Origin of the sequence: Pelomonas sp. Root1444 (genome assembly GCF_001426885.1) — a bacterium.
In the GTDB taxonomy this organism is placed as follows: Bacteria; Pseudomonadota; Gammaproteobacteria; order Burkholderiales; family Burkholderiaceae_C; genus Pelomonas.
Map to the genome: position 1 here is coordinate 24610 of NZ_LMFP01000027.1, position 14546 is coordinate 39155.

General features: G+C 68.7%; 13 protein-coding genes and 1 pseudogene. 9 read left to right on the plus strand and 5 right to left on the minus strand.

The features are described 5' to 3' along the window. Positions 1–36: 36 nt before the first annotated feature. Genes ASD35_RS17060 through ASD35_RS17070 form a run of 3 tightly spaced genes read right to left on the minus strand, consistent with a single transcriptional unit; the run spans position 37 to position 3661 of the window. Positions 37–1239: a DUF4861 family protein gene (locus ASD35_RS17060; protein ID WP_056876166.1), complete on the minus strand. Its 1203-nt coding sequence runs from the start codon at positions 1237–1239 to the stop codon at positions 37–39. Continuing rightward, positions 1239–2501: a DUF2264 domain-containing protein gene (locus ASD35_RS17065; RefSeq protein WP_056876167.1), complete on the minus strand. Its 1263-nt coding sequence runs from the start codon at positions 2499–2501 to the stop codon at positions 1239–1241. The genes ASD35_RS17060 and ASD35_RS17065 overlap by 1 nt, the downstream gene beginning before the upstream one ends. 20 nt (positions 2502–2521) lie before the next feature. Further along, positions 2522–3661, minus strand: a complete 1140-nt coding sequence (locus ASD35_RS17070) for a glycoside hydrolase family 88 protein (RefSeq protein WP_235538382.1) — start codon at positions 3659–3661, stop codon at positions 2522–2524. 205 nt (positions 3662–3866) lie between these two features. Here ASD35_RS17070 and ASD35_RS17075 point away from each other — a divergent pair, with 205 nt between their 5' ends. Next, on the plus strand, positions 3867–4886 hold the full coding sequence (locus ASD35_RS17075) for a LacI family DNA-binding transcriptional regulator (protein ID WP_056876169.1): 1020 nt from the start codon (positions 3867–3869) through the stop codon (positions 4884–4886). Between the two features lie 2 nt (positions 4887–4888). After that, positions 4889–6220, plus strand: a complete 1332-nt coding sequence (locus tag ASD35_RS17080) for an MFS transporter (protein WP_056876170.1) — start codon at positions 4889–4891, stop codon at positions 6218–6220. Here ASD35_RS17080 and ASD35_RS17085 read toward each other — a convergent pair. Next, positions 6213–7109, minus strand: a complete 897-nt coding sequence (locus ASD35_RS17085) for a helix-turn-helix domain-containing protein (RefSeq protein WP_056876171.1) — start codon at positions 7107–7109, stop codon at positions 6213–6215. The two genes, ASD35_RS17080 and ASD35_RS17085, sit on opposite strands and share 8 nt — an antisense overlap. A gap of 106 nt (positions 7110–7215) precedes the next feature. Here ASD35_RS17085 and pobA point away from each other — a divergent pair, with 106 nt between their 5' ends. Then, the gene (pobA, locus tag ASD35_RS17090; RefSeq protein ID WP_056876319.1) at positions 7216–8388 is read left to right on the plus strand and encodes a 4-hydroxybenzoate 3-monooxygenase; all 1173 of its coding nucleotides are present in this window, start codon (positions 7216–7218) and stop codon (positions 8386–8388) included. On the opposite strand, the gene ASD35_RS17095 is transcribed toward pobA, so the two are convergent. Then, positions 8367–9272, minus strand: a complete 906-nt coding sequence (locus ASD35_RS17095; RefSeq protein WP_056876172.1) for a LysR family transcriptional regulator — start codon at positions 9270–9272, stop codon at positions 8367–8369. The genes pobA and ASD35_RS17095 overlap by 22 nt on opposite strands. Before the next feature lie 119 nt (positions 9273–9391). On the opposite strand from ASD35_RS17095, the gene ASD35_RS17100 reads away from it, so the two are divergent. From ASD35_RS17100 to ASD35_RS17125, 6 genes and pseudogenes are all read left to right on the plus strand, one after another. Next, positions 9392–10330 (plus strand): amidohydrolase family protein, encoded by a 939-nt coding sequence (locus tag ASD35_RS17100; protein ID WP_056876173.1) that lies wholly within the window; start codon positions 9392–9394, stop codon positions 10328–10330. Continuing rightward, the gene (locus ASD35_RS17105; RefSeq protein ID WP_056876174.1) at positions 10327–12000 is read left to right on the plus strand and encodes a tannase/feruloyl esterase family alpha/beta hydrolase; all 1674 of its coding nucleotides are present in this window, start codon (positions 10327–10329) and stop codon (positions 11998–12000) included. Before ASD35_RS17100 ends, ASD35_RS17105 begins: the two co-directional genes overlap by 4 nt. A 23-nt stretch (positions 12001–12023) precedes the next feature. After that, positions 12024–12464: a protocatechuate 4,5-dioxygenase subunit alpha gene (ligA, locus tag ASD35_RS17110; RefSeq protein ID WP_056876175.1), complete on the plus strand. Its 441-nt coding sequence runs from the start codon at positions 12024–12026 to the stop codon at positions 12462–12464. A 1-nt stretch (position 12465) separates the two neighbouring features. After that, entirely contained in the window at positions 12466–13320 is an 855-nt protein-coding gene (locus ASD35_RS17115) for a class III extradiol dioxygenase subunit beta (protein ID WP_056876176.1), read from the plus strand. Then, positions 13317–14270, plus strand: coding sequence for a Gfo/Idh/MocA family oxidoreductase (locus ASD35_RS17120; RefSeq protein ID WP_056876177.1), 954 nt, complete (start codon positions 13317–13319; stop codon positions 14268–14270). Before ASD35_RS17115 ends, ASD35_RS17120 begins: the two co-directional genes overlap by 4 nt. After that, positions 14267–14425, plus strand: a pseudogene (locus tag ASD35_RS17125) (aldo/keto reductase); the annotation flags it as partial. The gene ASD35_RS17120 and the pseudogene ASD35_RS17125, both read left to right, overlap by 4 nt. Between the last annotated feature and the right edge of the window lie 121 nt (positions 14426–14546).

Consider the following 14546-nt stretch of genomic DNA (forward strand, 5'->3'; position numbering starts at 1 on the left):
CGCTGACTGCCCGGCCATTTCGCCATCGAACCTGCACTACTCCATGCCGACGTCGACGCGGACCGGCGCAGCGATGCGCTTGCGGTAGGCCTCCACATAGGCCAACCAGGCTTGCGCGTCCGGAAATTCCCCCGACCAACTGACCGCAGCGCCCAGGTGATAGCGCAGCGGCTGGCCACTCCTGGCCCTGACGAGGATGAGTTCGTTGTCCGGATCGGCCGCGTAACCCTCGGCGCCAGGAATGATGATCGCGGTGCCGAAGTCGCCCGCGCTGCGCTGACGCACCCACTGCATCAGCGTGTCCGGCGCACGGTAGGTGGCGACGGTCGGCGTCTGCTCAGCGTAGGCGGGTTTCTTGTTGAGGCCGAGCGCGACCGGAAGCGTCTGCGGGCTGGGGGTGTTGAAGATGCTCTCGACCGTGTCGAACAGATGCCCCGCATCTACGGTGAATCGCTTCACCTCGCTGACGGGCACGCCGTCCGCATCCCATGCCTCATAGGTGAGTTCGAAGACGGTGCGGACCGGCCCGTTCGTCACGATGCGCCAAGCCGAATAGTTGCGGCTGGTGAACAGGCGCTTGCCGTTCCAGATGCCGGTGCCGCCTGCACCGCGCGTGCGGCCGACGGCGTACATGTCCAGCCCCTCGCCCTCGTCCTTGTGATAGTGGTCGTGCCCCTTGTTGTACCAACGGTCGATGACGAGGTAGGACGGGCGCTTGAACCAGATGTCGAGGCCACTCGTCACCAGCACTTCCTTGTCGCTGCCGGGCGGCGCGGGCTCGGCCAGCGCCGGGCCGTAGGTGCGGTGCCCGATCCTGTCGTTCTCCCAGGCGAAGTCGTCGAGGCGCTCGGGCACATAACGGGCAAATGCCTTGACGGGAAACGGCGGCGCCACGCCCGTGGTCTTCTCGACGGTGAAGCGTGCGCTCTGCTCATCCGCGGCGAAGTCGTGCTGGAAGATCAGCTCCCCGTAGGCAATGCCCTCGCCTTTCGGGTCTCGCGCCTGCGGGGCGACATTGGTGACCTGATAGGGCAGCACGTTGCCTTGGGCGTCGCGCACGGCGAGCTGGTGCATCAACGCGCCCGGAAGTCGCCGGGCCACTTCGGACCACGGGACCGTGATCGTCTCGGCAGGCCGCGCCGCCTTCAAGTCATGCCGGACCGTGACGAGCATGCGCTCCGCGGCGTCGGCGGTCAGCGTGGCCAGCGCCAGCCAGGCAGCGAGGAGCGCGCGCTTCATCAGTAGCTCACCGGGTAGTCCTTCGGGAACCTCTGGCTGCTGAACGCCTTCTTCTGCGTCCAGTCCTGGGCGGGCGACGTCCAGTACGAATCGGTGGCGGGCAGGCCCAGTGCCAGCAGGCCCGCCGCGGCGATGTACATGCTGCCGTTGTTGGAGTACCAGTCCCCGAGTTCCGGCTGTCGGCCGCGGAAGCCGATGGTCAGGAACCCGTCCTGGGTGAAGTTGCTCGGCCCGTCCCAGATCGCGACATGCGCGGCATGCAAGGCGGCGCGCACCTGGCCTTCGGGCAGCGACGCGGGCAATTGCTTGCGCCAGGCCAGCAGGGCCAGCGGCTGGAACACCGCGGTGCGGTAGGTGAGCGAGCGGCCGATCGGCGGATAGCTGCCTTCCGGCCCGATGAAGCGTTCCAGATGCTCGCCATAGCGCTGCGCGCGCTTCGTCGCCTGCGCCAGCAGCTCTTCGGGCTTGGCGTTCCAGAACGGCGCCTTCCTCGCCACCAGCACCTCGAGGATCTCGACGAGCATGGGGTGCATGACGTAGGCACCGTAATAGTCGAAATGGAAGTCCTGGCCGTCCTTGATCCAACCGTCGCCCACATACCACTCGTTGATCTTGCGGATCGCGCCGTTCATGCGCATCGGGTCCGATTCCTCGCCGATGGACAGCAGCCAGGCTTCGTTCATCGCCGCGAACAGCAGCCAGTTGATGTACGGCACCTCGATGCGGCGCAGGCCCTTGATCGCCGCCACGATGCGGCCTTTCGTGGTCGCGTCGAGGGGATCCCACAGCACCTTGGGCGCTCGCATCAGGGCATTGGTGAAATAGGCCGAATCCACCAGCGCCTGGCCGTGCCCCTTCCACGTCAGCAAGTCCGGGCTCTTCGGGTCCACGGCATTGGCGTAGCTCTGCAGCGCCTGCTGCTGCAGGCGCTGGCGCAGCTGGCCTTCGGGCGTGCCATCCGCCGGCAATGCAAGCCACGGTGCGATGCCCGCGATCAGGCGGCCGAAGCATTCGAGATACGCCACGGACGGGTCGCGCCCATCCCAGGTCGGACTCAGTTCCAGCGTGAATTTCTTCTTCAGTTCGCCCTTGGACATCAGGCCCAGCACGGGCTCGGCCATCTGCCGCAGCAGGTTGAGCATGTGGGCGCGCTCCTGCCCTGGCGTGCCGGCCGATGCGGCAGCGGCCGCCTGGCCGGCGGCCAACAAGCCCGACGCGGCCGGGCCCAGCGCCGCGGCGCGCATGAAATTTCGACGTTGCATGGTGGGTCCTCGAGGCGGCGTCATTGGCCGAGCAGGCGCGCCATCTCGGCGCCGGCGAGCAGGAAGGCCCCGACGCCGAAATGCGAGGTGGAGTTCTGGTCCACCACCTGGCCGGGAATCGCGCGGTCGCCGATCGGCTGGACGTAGCCCAACTTGCCGTCGGGCTGCATGGCCACGGTCGTCAGGTAGCGCCAGCCCCGCTGCGCCGCGGGCAGGTAGCGGTCGCGCGGCAGCAGGCCATTGTTGATGCCCCACAGCAGGCCGTAGGTGAAGAACGCCGTCCCGCTGGTTTCCGGGCCGGGTGCATGGGCCGGGTCGATCAGGCTGCGCGTCCAGTAACCCGCGGGCTGCTGCAGCGGCAGCAACGCGGCGGCCATGTCCTGCAGCCGGGCGACGTATTCGCCGCGGTGAGTATCGTCCTGGGGCAGGTCCGACAGCACACGGGCCAGGGCCGCGAACGCCCAGCCGTCGCCGCGCGACCAGAAATCCTTCTTCCCGTTGACGCTCTTGTGGCGCGGATAGACATAGCGCGCGTCCCGGTAGTACAGCCTTTCCTGCGGGTCGTACATGATGCTGTTGGCATGGCTGTAGTACTCGTACATCTTGTCGAGATACCGGCGATTGCCGGTGGCCTTGTACAACTTGGTCATGACCGGCATGACCATATAAAGCCCGTCCACCCACCACCAATAATCCTTGTTGGGGGTGCTCATCTGATATTCCATCACCTCGCGAGCCCGCGCGATCTTGCGCGGGTCCTTGTCGAGCTGATACAGGTCGGCATAGACCTGGAAGCAGATCTGCCAGTCACCGAAAAGGACATGATCGGCGGTTTCGCCGTAGCTGTATTTCCAGTTCGCCTTGTCCGTCGACTTCGCGCCCATCCACTGGTTGTATTCCGCCCAGGTTTCGGAATAGCGGCGATAGTTCTCATTGCCGGTAACCCGGTACGCCTCGATATTGCCGGTATGGTAGGCCGCAACATTCCAGAACGGGCTTTCCTGCGCCGGTGTGCGGGCCGTCCAATACCCATTCACCTTGTCGATCGCGGCGATCACCGCGGCCCGGCTGCTGCCCTCGTTGGAGGGCGACGTTGCACATCCACCGAGGGCAAGGCCCACCGTCATCAGCAGGCCTGTCACGCAATTCTTCAGTTTCATCATTGGAAGTCGGTTGGGTGCGGTGGCGCCAGCCCACGTCTTCCGCGACGGTGGGAGGAGTATGGTCACGTTAGCATATCGGTTAACGCTGGCGAAGCCGTTTTTCCCCGTACGGGCCAGCGGGCGGCGATCGCTCGGCCGTATGAGCGATACATATGTGTGGTATCGTCACCACATTCTTTGTATCTTGTCGCCGTCACGACCCATGCGCAAACCCAGCAAGCTCAGTGAGGTGGCGAAACTGGCCGGCGTCGCCCCCATCACGGCATCGCGCGCCATACGCGGCGAGGGCTATGTTTCCGAGGACGCCCGCGCCCGCATCATGGAGGCGGCGGCCAAGCTCAACTACTCGCCCGACATGGTGGCGCGGCGCATGCGCGGCGAAAAGAGCCGGCTCATCGGCATCTTCGTTAACAACTTCGGCTCGCTGGTGCTGCACGAGATCACCAAGGAAATCAGCCGGGAAGCCCGCGCGCGCGGCTACGACATCGTGCTGTTCAACGCCGAACGCTTCGACGGCGTGGATCGCACCGGCACGCGCGACATGCTGGCCAACCTGTGCGCCGGCCTGATATTGCCTATGCCCAACGTGGAAGACGGCTATCTCGCCGAACTGGAACGCCGTCAACTGCCGTGCGTCTTCGTGAACTTCGATGCGCGCGCCGTGGCGCTGCCCGTCGTCGCCATCGAGAACCGCAGGGGCGCACGCACGGCGGTCCAGCACCTGCTGTCCCTCGGGCACCGCCGCATCGCCTTCGTGGCCGGCTCCCACAAGACCGGCCAGAGCGCCGAGCGGCAGGCCGGCTATGTCGAGGCATTGAACGACGCCGGCATCCCGGCCGACACCGCGTTGATCGTGCCGGGCTTTTTCATCCAGACCGGCGGCCATGCGGCCACCCAGCAGTTGCTGGCCCTGCCCAGCCCGCCGACCGCCATCTTCGCGGCCAACGACGAGATGGCCTTCGGCGCCATCGATGCGATCCACAGCAAGGGCCTGCGCGTACCCGACGACATCTCAGTCGTCGGCTTCGACGACATCGCGACGTCCAGCCACGTCCACCCTCCCCTCACGACGATGCGCCAGCCGCTGGGCGAACTCAGTGCCTGCACGGTGAGGGAGCTGGTGGCGCTGATCGAGGGCAAGGGCGCCGGCGCGACCAAGACCGCCCTGCCGCTCGAACTCATCGTTCGCCAATCGACCGGCCCCGTGGCGCAGAGCCGCTGAGGATGGACCGCGCGCGGGCCAGCGCCCTGGCGGTCGCGCCGCTCAGCCTCGCGGGGGTGGGTGCGCTGCTGCTGTGGCTGCTGTGCGGCGACCTCGGCGTCACGATCCGCGAGCGCGCCGCCCTGCCGACGGCGCTGGAACTGCTGCGCCGGTACGCGGCATCCGACACCACCATTTCGCTGCTGCTGTCCACCGTACCCGCGGCGTTGAGCATGCTGCTCGTCCCCCTGGCCGGCTACCACTCCGACCGCTGCCGCAGCCGCCTGGGCCGGCGCAAGCCCTTCCTGCTGGTGGCCGCGCCCGTCGGCTGCCTGGCAATGCTGGGCCTGGCGGCATCACCCACGTGGGCCGGCGCGCTGGACACCGCGCTCGGGTCCTGGTCGCCCGGCCTGGCGCAGTGCCGCCTTGCGCTGTTCTGCCTCTTCTGGGCCGTCTTCGACTGCGCCGCCATCAGCGCGCTCTCGCTGTTCAACGGGCTGGTCAGCGACCTCGTCCCCGTTCGGCTGCTGGGGCGCTTCTTTGCCGTGTTCCGCATCGTCGGCCTGAGCGTCGGCATCGCGTACCACAACTGGATCTTCGCGCTCACCGACCACCACCTGCGCGAGGTGCTGATCGGTGCGGGGCTGTTCTTCTGCCTCCCTGTTTTCGCGATGGCCCTGGGCGTCAAGGAAACACCGCTGCCGCCGGATGCCGCCGCGCCGGTGAAGCCGCTGCGCCGGCTGCGGTTCCCGTTCGAGCATGTGCTGGAGTGCTTCAGCTACCGGCCCTATGGCTGGGCAGTCGCCGCCTTCGTGCTGGCCAGCGTCACCTTCGGGCCCTTCAACACCTTCTATCTGCACTATGCGCACGCCACCGGCATCGTGAAGTCGACGCTCGGCGCGCTGACGGCCGCAGGCTACGCGGTCTCCATCGTGTCGGCCTTCGCCATCGGTTGGCTGGCCGACCGTTACGGCCCGATGCGGGTCTCCCTGGTCATCATGGCGGTGTACTGCGCCGTCTCGGCAGTGGGCTTCGCCAGCGTGTCCGACGCCGCCAGCTTCCGGGCCTTCTATCTGGCGCATGTGGTCATCTCGGGCGCCTGGTTCACCGCAGCCGCCTCGATGCCCATGGCGCTTTTTCCCCGCGCCAGGTTCGTGCAGTTCAACTCCACCAAGGACTTGATGGTGGTGTTCGGCACCATCGTCGTCAGCGGCCTGCAGGGGCCGGTGCTGGACCTGTCCGGCCACGACTACCGCTTCACGCTGCTGGCGGGCGCGGTGTTCTCGCTGCTGTGCGTCGTGTGCCTCGTGCGGCTGCAGTCGGGCGCGCTGGCGGCACAGGTGGCCGCTAGGTAGACGGCGGTTGCGCGCGCCAGGCGCTGGGCGACTGCCCGGTCAGCCGTACGAAGAAGCGCGTGAAGTAGGCCGGGTCCGCGAAGCCCAGGCCATCGGCGATCTGCCGGACCTGCAGCGTCGTGTAGCCCAGCTCGCGCTTGGCCTCCAGCAGCAGGCGCCGGTGCAACAGGTCGAGCGCCGAACAGTGCAGGTGGCGGCGGCACAGCCGGTTCAGCTGCGTGGTGGTGATGCCCAGCGGCGCGGCCAGCGTGTCCAGGCTCGGCTGGCTGCGGAAATGGCGTTCCACCTGCTCGCGGTAGCGCGCCAGGTGCTGCAGCGCCCGGCTCGCCGGCTCGGCCGTTCCGGCGGGCGGTGCCGCCAGCGGCGGCAGCCGCGCCACCAGCGCCGCCGCCATCAGCACCGCCCCGTCCAGCACCTGCGAGCGCCAGGGCGCCCCGCCCGCATAGTCGTCGCGCAGCGCGCGTCCAATGGCCAGCAGCGCCTGGCTCTGCGATGAACCGGCCCGCAAGCTGGTGGCCCGCGACGCAGCCAATGCATTCCAGAGCCCGGGCGACGCTTCCAGCAGCCGCCGCAGCCGCGCCTGGTCCAACGTCACCACATGCCCTTGCGTCTGCGGGCTGAAGGCGAAGCCGTGCACCGCGAGCGTCGGCACCCAGACGAGGGCCGGGGCGCGCAGCGCCAACGCGCGGCCGTCGATCTGCACGCTGGCACCGCCGGCCTCGATCAACAGCAACTGCACCAACGACGCATGCCGGTGGGCGTCGATTTCCCAATTGTGCAAGCAGCTGCGGTCGGCGATGGACTCCATGTGCAGCCCGTCGAGCGCCTCGATCGGCGCCAACTCCCCATATAGCTCGTAGAGCGGCAACCCGGGCTTGTTCTTGCGCATGGGTTCGGATTGTGCAAGCGCCGGTTCCAAGCGTCCATTGCCTCGACGCCGTTGCGCGCCTAACCTCGATGGCATCGACAACAACACCGGGCGAGACATGCGAACACTGCGCACCCAGGTGCTCATCATCGGCGCGGGGCCGGCAGGCCTGCTGCTCGGCCAACTGCTGCACAAGGCCGGCGTGGCCAACCTCATCCTCGAGCGCCAGACCGGCGACTACGTGCTGGGCCGCATCCGCGCCGGCGTGCTGGAGCAGACCACCGTCGACCTGCTCGACGAGGCCGGCGTCGGCGCGCGCATGCATGCCGAGGGCCTGGTGCATCACGGCTTCGAGCTGATGTTCGACGGCCAGCGCCATCACATCGACCTGAGCCGGCTGACCGGCGGCAAGTCGGTGACGGTCTACGGCCAGACCGAAGTGACGCACGACCTGATGGATGCACGCGCCGCGGCCGGCCTGCAGACGCTGTACTCGGCGGCCGACGTCGAGCTGTTCGGCTTCGACGGCGACCGCCCCGGCGCACGCTGCACGGTGGACGACGAGCGCATCGAGGTGCAGTGCGACTACATCGCCGGCTGCGACGGCTACCACGGCGTCAGCCGGGCCAGCGTGCCGGTCGACGCGATTCGCACGCACGAGAAGGTCTACCCCTTCGGTTGGCTGGGCCTGCTCAGCGACACGCCTCCGGTCTCGCACGAGCTGATCTACGGCCGCCACGAGCGCGGCTTCACGCTGTGCAGCATGCGCTCCGCCACGCGCAGCCGCTACTACCTGCAGGTGCCGCTGACCGAGCAGGCCAGCGACTGGAGCGACGAGCGCTTCTGGGCCGAGCTGCGCCGCCGGCTGGACCCGGCGGCCGCCGCGGCCCTGGTCACCGGACCGTCGCTGGAGAAGAGCATCGCGCCGCTGCGCAGCTTCGTCGCCGAGCCGATGCGCTTCGGCCGCCTCTTCCTGGCCGGCGACGCTGCCCACATCGTGCCGCCGACGGGCGCCAAGGGGCTGAACCTCGCGGCGTCCGACGTGCGCTACCTGTCGCAGGCGCTGATCGAGCACTACCGCGAGCGCAGCGGCGCCGGCATCCAGCACTATTCGGCGCGTTGCCTGTCGCGCATCTGGAAGGCCGAGCGCTTCTCGTGGTGGTTCACCAGCCTGATGCACCCGCTGCCGCACGAGCCCGAGATCGACGCCAAGCTGCACCGCGCCGAGCTGGAGTACCTCGTCACGTCGGAAGCCGCCATGGCGGCCATGGCGGAGAACTACGTCGGCCTGCCCGTTTGAGCCTGCGGCTCCCGCACCAGCTTCATCAGCAGCGCCGCGGTGCGCTGCGTCAGCGGCGTGGAGCGCTTCAGCGCCGGCGTCACCAGGCACAGCGTGGCCTTGATGCCGGCCTCGAACGGCGTGACGGCCAGGCGCTCGGGATGCTCGAAGGCGCGCAGCGCGTCCTCGCCCAGCGCCGCGTGGCCCAGGCCGGCGGCGACGAGGTCCAGCATGGCCGGTACGCTGGACACCTCCCAGCCCACCCGCAGCTGCACGCCGGCCATGGCCGCCGCCTCCTCCATGCGCTTGCGGAACACATGGCCGCGCTGCGGCATCACGAGGGGATAGCGCGACAGCTGTTCCAGCGTCAGCGGCCCGCCGGGCGCGGCGCTGGCGGGGCTCAGCAGCACCAGCGCCTCCTCGCGCAACGGCAGGATCTCCAGCGCCGGCAGCGGCTCGGGGTTGTAGACCAGCGCGAGGTCGGCGCGGCCGGACATCAGCCACTCGGTCAGGTGCGTCGAGAAGCCCTCCACGATGACCAGGCGCGCACGCGGGCAAGCGGCGCTGAAGCCTTCGATCAACGGCAGCGTCAACAGCCGCGCCTGCGTCGGCGGCATGGCCACGACGATCTGGCCGACGGGCTCGTTGCGGTGGGCCGAGAGGTCGTCACGCGCCTGCGCCACCAAGTGCAGGATGCCCTGGCCGTGCTCCAGCAGCCGGCGGCCGGCTTCGGTGAGCTCGACGCCGCGCCCATTGCGCAGGAACAGCGTCTCGTGCAGCTCGGTCTCCAGCGCCCTCACCTGCCGGCTCAAGGCCGGCTGGGCCACGTCCAGCACCAGCGCCGCCTTGCTGAAGCTGCCGTGCTCCGCGACCTGGATGAAGTACTCGAGCTGGTTCAGCGTCATGCCGGCATCTTGGCAGAGCCCATGCCGCATTGCTATAGCTGTTAGCCCCAGCCAGACCTAGCATGATAGAGCTGCACTGCGAAGAATCGCGCCCATGCCAACAGGCCTGAAAGACCGAAGTGGAACCCATCGTTAAAACTCCCGGCTGGCTGGACTGGCACCCCGCCCCGAGCAAGCCGCGCCTGCAGCTGCCGCCCGGCGCCGTGGACGCGCATTGCCATGTGTTCGGCCCCGGCGCGCAGTTCCCGTTTGCGCCCGAGCGCAAGTACACGCCCTGCGACGCCAGCAAGGCGCAGCTGTTCGCGCTGCGCGACCACCTCGGCTTCGCGCGCAACGTCATCGTGCAGGCCACCTGCCATGGCGCCGACAACAGCGCGCTGCTGGATGCACTGCAAAGCTCGGGCGGCAAGGCGCGTGGCGTCGTCACCATCAAGCGCGGCATCAGCGACGAAGCACTGTGGCGCATGCACGAGGCCGGCGTGCGCGGCGTGCGCTTCAACTTCGTCAAGCGGCTGGTGGACTTCACACCCAAGGACGAGCTGCAGGAGATCGCCGCGCGCATCGCCAGGCTGGGCTGGCATGTCGTCATCTACTTCGAGGCGGCCGACCTGCCGGAGCTGTGGGACTTCTTCACCGCGCTGCCGACCACGGTCGTCGTCGACCACATGGGCCGGCCGGATGTGGGCAAGCCCGTCGACGGCCCGGAGTTCGCGTTGTTCCTGAAGTTCATGCGCGAGCACGGCAACGTGTGGAGCAAGGTCAGCTGCCCCGAGCGGCTGTCGCTGACCGGCCCGCGCGCGCTCGATGGCGAGCAGAACGCCTACCGCGACGTCGTGCCCTTCGCCCGCCGCGTCGTCGAGGAATTCCCCGACCGCGTGCTGTGGGGCACCGACTGGCCGCACCCCAACCTCAAGGACCACATGCCCGACGACGGCCTGCTGGTCGACTTCATCCCGCACATCGCGCCGACGCCCGAGCTGCAGCGCAAACTGCTGGTGGACAACCCGATGCGGCTGTACTGGCCCGAAGAGGCCGCGGCCGCGGCAGCACCGCAATGACACCCCTTCATCCCACCCGGCTGGTCCTGCTGGCCGCACTGTTCTCGGCCGGTTGCAGCAGCCCCCGCGCGCCGGCCCCGGACATCGGCATGCCGGTTGCCTGTGCTGAACTTTCTGTCGCGATGCCCGGCGTGCGCATCACCTCGGCCGAGGCAATGGCCGCCGGCCAGGGCCAGCCGGCGCACTGCCTGGTGCGCGGCCGCGCCGACGAACGCCAGGGGCTGGACGGCCGGCCCTATGCGATCGGCTTCGAAATGCGCCTGCCGGTGGACTGGAACCGCCGCTTCCTGCACCAGGTCAACGGCGGCAACGACGGCGCCGTGGTGCCCGCCAACGGCGGGCTGGGCATCTGGCCGACGACGCCGCTGGCCCGCGGCTTCGCGGTCATCAGCTCGGACTCCGGCCACAACGCCGACGACCCTGCCACGGCAGCGGCCGGCCTCGCCCGCGGCAACGTCTTCGGGCTGGACCCGCAGGCCCGCCGCGACTACGGCTACGCCGCCGACGGCCGCATCTACGACATCGCCCAGGCCTTGCTGCGCCGCCACTACGGCCGCGCGCCGGAGCGCAACTACATGGCCGGCTGTTCCAACGGCGGCCGCCATGCGCTGGTGGCGGCCACGCGCTACGGCGACCGCTACGACGGCATCCTGGCCGGCGCCCCCGGCTTCAACCTGCCCAAGGCTGCGGTGCAGCATGCCTGGGACGTGCAGAGCTGGCAGCGTGCCGCCACCGACATCCGCCAGGCCTTCAGCCCGGCCGACATACAGCTGGTGGCCAGCCACGTGCTGGCGCGCTGCGACGCGCTGGACGGCCTGGCCGACGGCGTCGTCGGCGACCTGGCGGCCTGCCAATCGAAGGTGGACCTGAAGGCCTTGCAGTGCAGCGGTGCCAAGAACGCGGCCTGCCTGACGGCGCCTCAGGTCGGCGCGCTGCAGCGCTCGTTCGCCGGGCCGCGCGACAGCGCCGGCCGCCAGCTCTACAGCGACTGGCCCTGGGATGCGGGCGTCGGTTCCGGCGACTGGCGTTTCTGGAAGCTGGAAAGCACGGTACCGCCGTGGGACCGGCTGCCGCTGATCGCCGTCATGGGCGCCGGCTCGCTGAGCTATCTGTTCACGACGCCGCCCACCGCCACGCCAGGCACGCCCGCCGACCTGCTGGCCTTTTTGACGCGCTTCGACTTCGACCGCGACGCGCCCAAGATTTACGCCACCAGCGGGCCGTTCAGCGAATCGGCCATGCAGTTCATGGCGCCGCCCGATGTCGACGACCCGCAGCTGACCACCTTGCGCGCCCGCGGCGGCAAGCTCATCGTCTACCACGGCCACAGCGACCCGGTGTTCTCGGTCAACGACACGCGTCGCTGGGCCGACAAGCTGCAGGCCAATGGCGGCGGCGACACGCTGCGCTACTACGGCGTGCCGGGCATGGCGCATTGCCAGGGCGGGCCGGCCACCGACCAGTTCGACGCGCTGGGCGCGCTGATGGCCTGGGTCGAACAGGGCCGCGCGCCGGCCGGGCTGACTGCGCGCATCAACCCTGCCAACCCGGAAATCCCGGCCGGCTGGCACCGCGAGCGCAGCCGGCTGCTGTGCCCGCATCCGCAGGTGGCCCGCTACATGGGCGGCCCGGCCGAAGCGGCCGAAAGCTTCCGCTGCGCCGCCCCTTGAACGCCTTCACACAAGGACCGCCGATGGCCCTCGACAAACCCTACAAAGACATCCCCGGCACCACCATCTTCGACGCCGAGCAGTCCCGCAAGGGCTACTGGCTGAACCAGTTCTGCATGTCGCTGATGAAGGCCGACAACCGCGCCCGCTTCAAGGCCGACGAGCGCGCCTACCTCGACGAGTGGCCGATGACCGAGGCACAGAAGGACGCCGTGCTGGCACGCGACCTGAACGAATGCATCCGCCTGGGCGGCAACATCTACTTCCTGGCCAAGATCGGCGCGACCGACGGCAAGAGCTTCCAGCAGATGGCCGGCAGCATGACGGGCATGACCGAAGACGAGTACCGCAACATGATGGTGGCCGGCGGCCGCTCCGTGGAAGGCAACCGGCGCATCGGCGAGGACGGCGACGCGCAGGCCCACCGGCAGCCGCAAGGCCAGGCCGGCAAGAAGGACCAATAACGTGGCCCGCATCACCGCCTCCGTCTACACCTCGCACGTGCCCGCCATCGGCGCGGCGCTGGACCTCGGCAAGACCACCGAGCCCTATTGGCAGCCGGTCTTCGCCGGCTACGACTTCTCCAAGCGCTGGTTCGACCAGCAGCGCCCGGACGTCGTCTTCCTCGTCTACAACGACCATGCGACGGCCTTCAGCCTGGACTTCATCCCCACCTTCGCCATCGGCACGGCGGCGCGCTTCGAGCCGGCCGACGAGGGCTGGGGGCCGCGCCCGGTGCCGCCCGTCATCGGCCACCCGGAGCTGGCCGCCCACATCGCGCACAGCGTCATCCAGGACGACTTTGATCTCACCATCGTCAACCGCATGGACGTGGACCACGGCCTCACCGTGCCGCTGTCGCTGATGTGCGGCCAGCCCGAGGCCTGGCCCTGCGCGGTCATCCCGTTCGCGGTCAACGTCGTGCAGTACCCGGTGCCGTCGGGCCGGCGCTGCTTCATGCTGGGCCAGGCCATACGCCGCGCGGTCGAGTCGTTCGGGCCGGAGCTGAACGTGCAGATCTGGGGCACCGGCGGCATGAGCCACCAGCTGCAAGGCCCGCGCGCCGGCCTCATCAACCGCGAGTGGGACAACCGCTTCCTGGACCGGCTCATTGCCGAGCCGGACGCGCTGTCGCGGCTGCCGCATGACGACTACGTGCGCGAAGCCGGCTCGGAAGGCATCGAGCTGGTCATGTGGCTGATCGCGCGCGGCGCGATGGCCGACATCCACGGCGGCGCAGCCCCGAAGGTCGCGCATCGCTTCTATCACGTGCCTGCGTCGAACACGGCGGTGGGCCATCTGATCCTGGAGAACTCATGACCAAGACCATCCGCGTGGCGCTGGCGGGAGCCGGCGCCTTCGGCATCAAGCACCTGGACGGCATCCAGAACATCGACGGCGTCGAGGTCGTCTCGCTGATCAGCCGCGACCTGGACAAGACCCGCGAGGTCGCCGGCAAGTACGGCATCCAGCACGTCACCACCGACTTGGCCGAAGCGCTGGCCATGCCCGAGGTCGACGCCGTCATCCTCTGCACGCCCACGCAGATGCACGCCAGCCAGACGCTCGCCTGCCTGAAGGCCGGCAAGCATGTGCAGGTGGAGATCCCGCTGTGCGACGTGCTGGCCGACGGCGAGGAGGTCGTGCAGGTGGCACAGGCCAGCGGCCTGGTCGCCATGTGCGGACACACGCGGCGCTTCAACCCCAGCCATCAGTGGGTGCACAGGAAGATCGCGGCGGGCGAGTTCAACGTCCAGCAGATGGACGTGCAGACCTACTTCTTCCGCCGCACGAACATGAACGCGCTGGGCCAGCCGCGCAGCTGGACCGACCACCTGCTGTGGCACCACGCCGCGCACACGGTGGACCTGTTCGCCCACCAGGCGCGCAGCCCCATCGTGCAGGCGAACGCATTGCAAGGCCCCATCCACCCGACGCTGGGCATCGCGATGGACATGAGCATCCAGCTCAAGGCCGCCAATGGCGCCATCTGCACGCTGAGCCTGTCCTTCAACAACGACGGGCCGCTGGGCACCTTCTTCCGCTACATCGGCGACACCGGCACCTACATCGCCCGCTACGACGACTTGTTCACCGGCAAGGACGAGAAGATCGACGTGTCGGCGGTGGACGTGTCGATGAACGGCATCGAACTGCAGGACCGCGAGTTCTTCGCCGCCATCCGCGAGGGCCGCGAGCCCAACAGCAGCGTGGCCCAGGTGCTGCCCTGCTACCGCGTGCTGCACGAGCTTGAGCAGCAATTGAAATGAAGGCGCGCCGCATCGGCCCTTTCGAAGTCTCGGCTATCGGCCTGGGCTGCATGAACTTGAGCCATGCCTATGGCACGCCACCGCCACGTGAGGTCGCGGCGGCCGTGTTGAACGGCGCGCTGGATGGCGGCATCACGCTGTTCGACACGGCTGCATATTCCAGCGAACGTGAGCAGCCAGTTCAGCACGATGAGCACGCGATCCAGCGTGCATGATCACCGGCACGCGCCAGCGCGCGGCCAAGTCCGCGCCGGCTCCCGCAAGGCCAAGCCGTGA

Excerpts from the sequence above, each read along its gene's own strand:
- ASD35_RS17060 (WP_056876166.1), bottom strand. The coding sequence starts at position 1,239 with ATGAAGCGCGCGCTCCTCGCTGCCTGGCTGGCGCTGGCCACGCTGACC.
- ASD35_RS17065 (WP_056876167.1), bottom strand. The coding sequence starts at position 2,501 with ATGCAACGTCGAAATTTCATGCGCGCCGCGGCGCTGGGCCCGGCCGCG.
- ASD35_RS17070 (WP_235538382.1), bottom strand. The coding sequence starts at position 3,661 with ATGAAACTGAAGAATTGCGTGACAGGCCTGCTGATGACGGTGGGCCTT.
- ASD35_RS17075 (WP_056876169.1), top strand. The coding sequence starts at position 3,867 with ATGCGCAAACCCAGCAAGCTCAGTGAGGTGGCGAAACTGGCCGGCGTC.
- ASD35_RS17080 (WP_056876170.1), top strand. The coding sequence starts at position 4,889 with ATGGACCGCGCGCGGGCCAGCGCCCTGGCGGTCGCGCCGCTCAGCCTC.
- ASD35_RS17085 (WP_056876171.1), bottom strand. The coding sequence starts at position 7,109 with ATGCGCAAGAACAAGCCCGGGTTGCCGCTCTACGAGCTATATGGGGAG.
- ASD35_RS17095 (WP_056876172.1), bottom strand. The coding sequence starts at position 9,272 with ATGACGCTGAACCAGCTCGAGTACTTCATCCAGGTCGCGGAGCACGGC.
- ASD35_RS17105 (WP_056876174.1), top strand. The coding sequence starts at position 10,327 with ATGACACCCCTTCATCCCACCCGGCTGGTCCTGCTGGCCGCACTGTTC.
- ligA (WP_056876175.1), top strand. The coding sequence starts at position 12,024 with ATGGCCCTCGACAAACCCTACAAAGACATCCCCGGCACCACCATCTTC.
- ASD35_RS17120 (WP_056876177.1), top strand. The coding sequence starts at position 13,317 with ATGACCAAGACCATCCGCGTGGCGCTGGCGGGAGCCGGCGCCTTCGGC.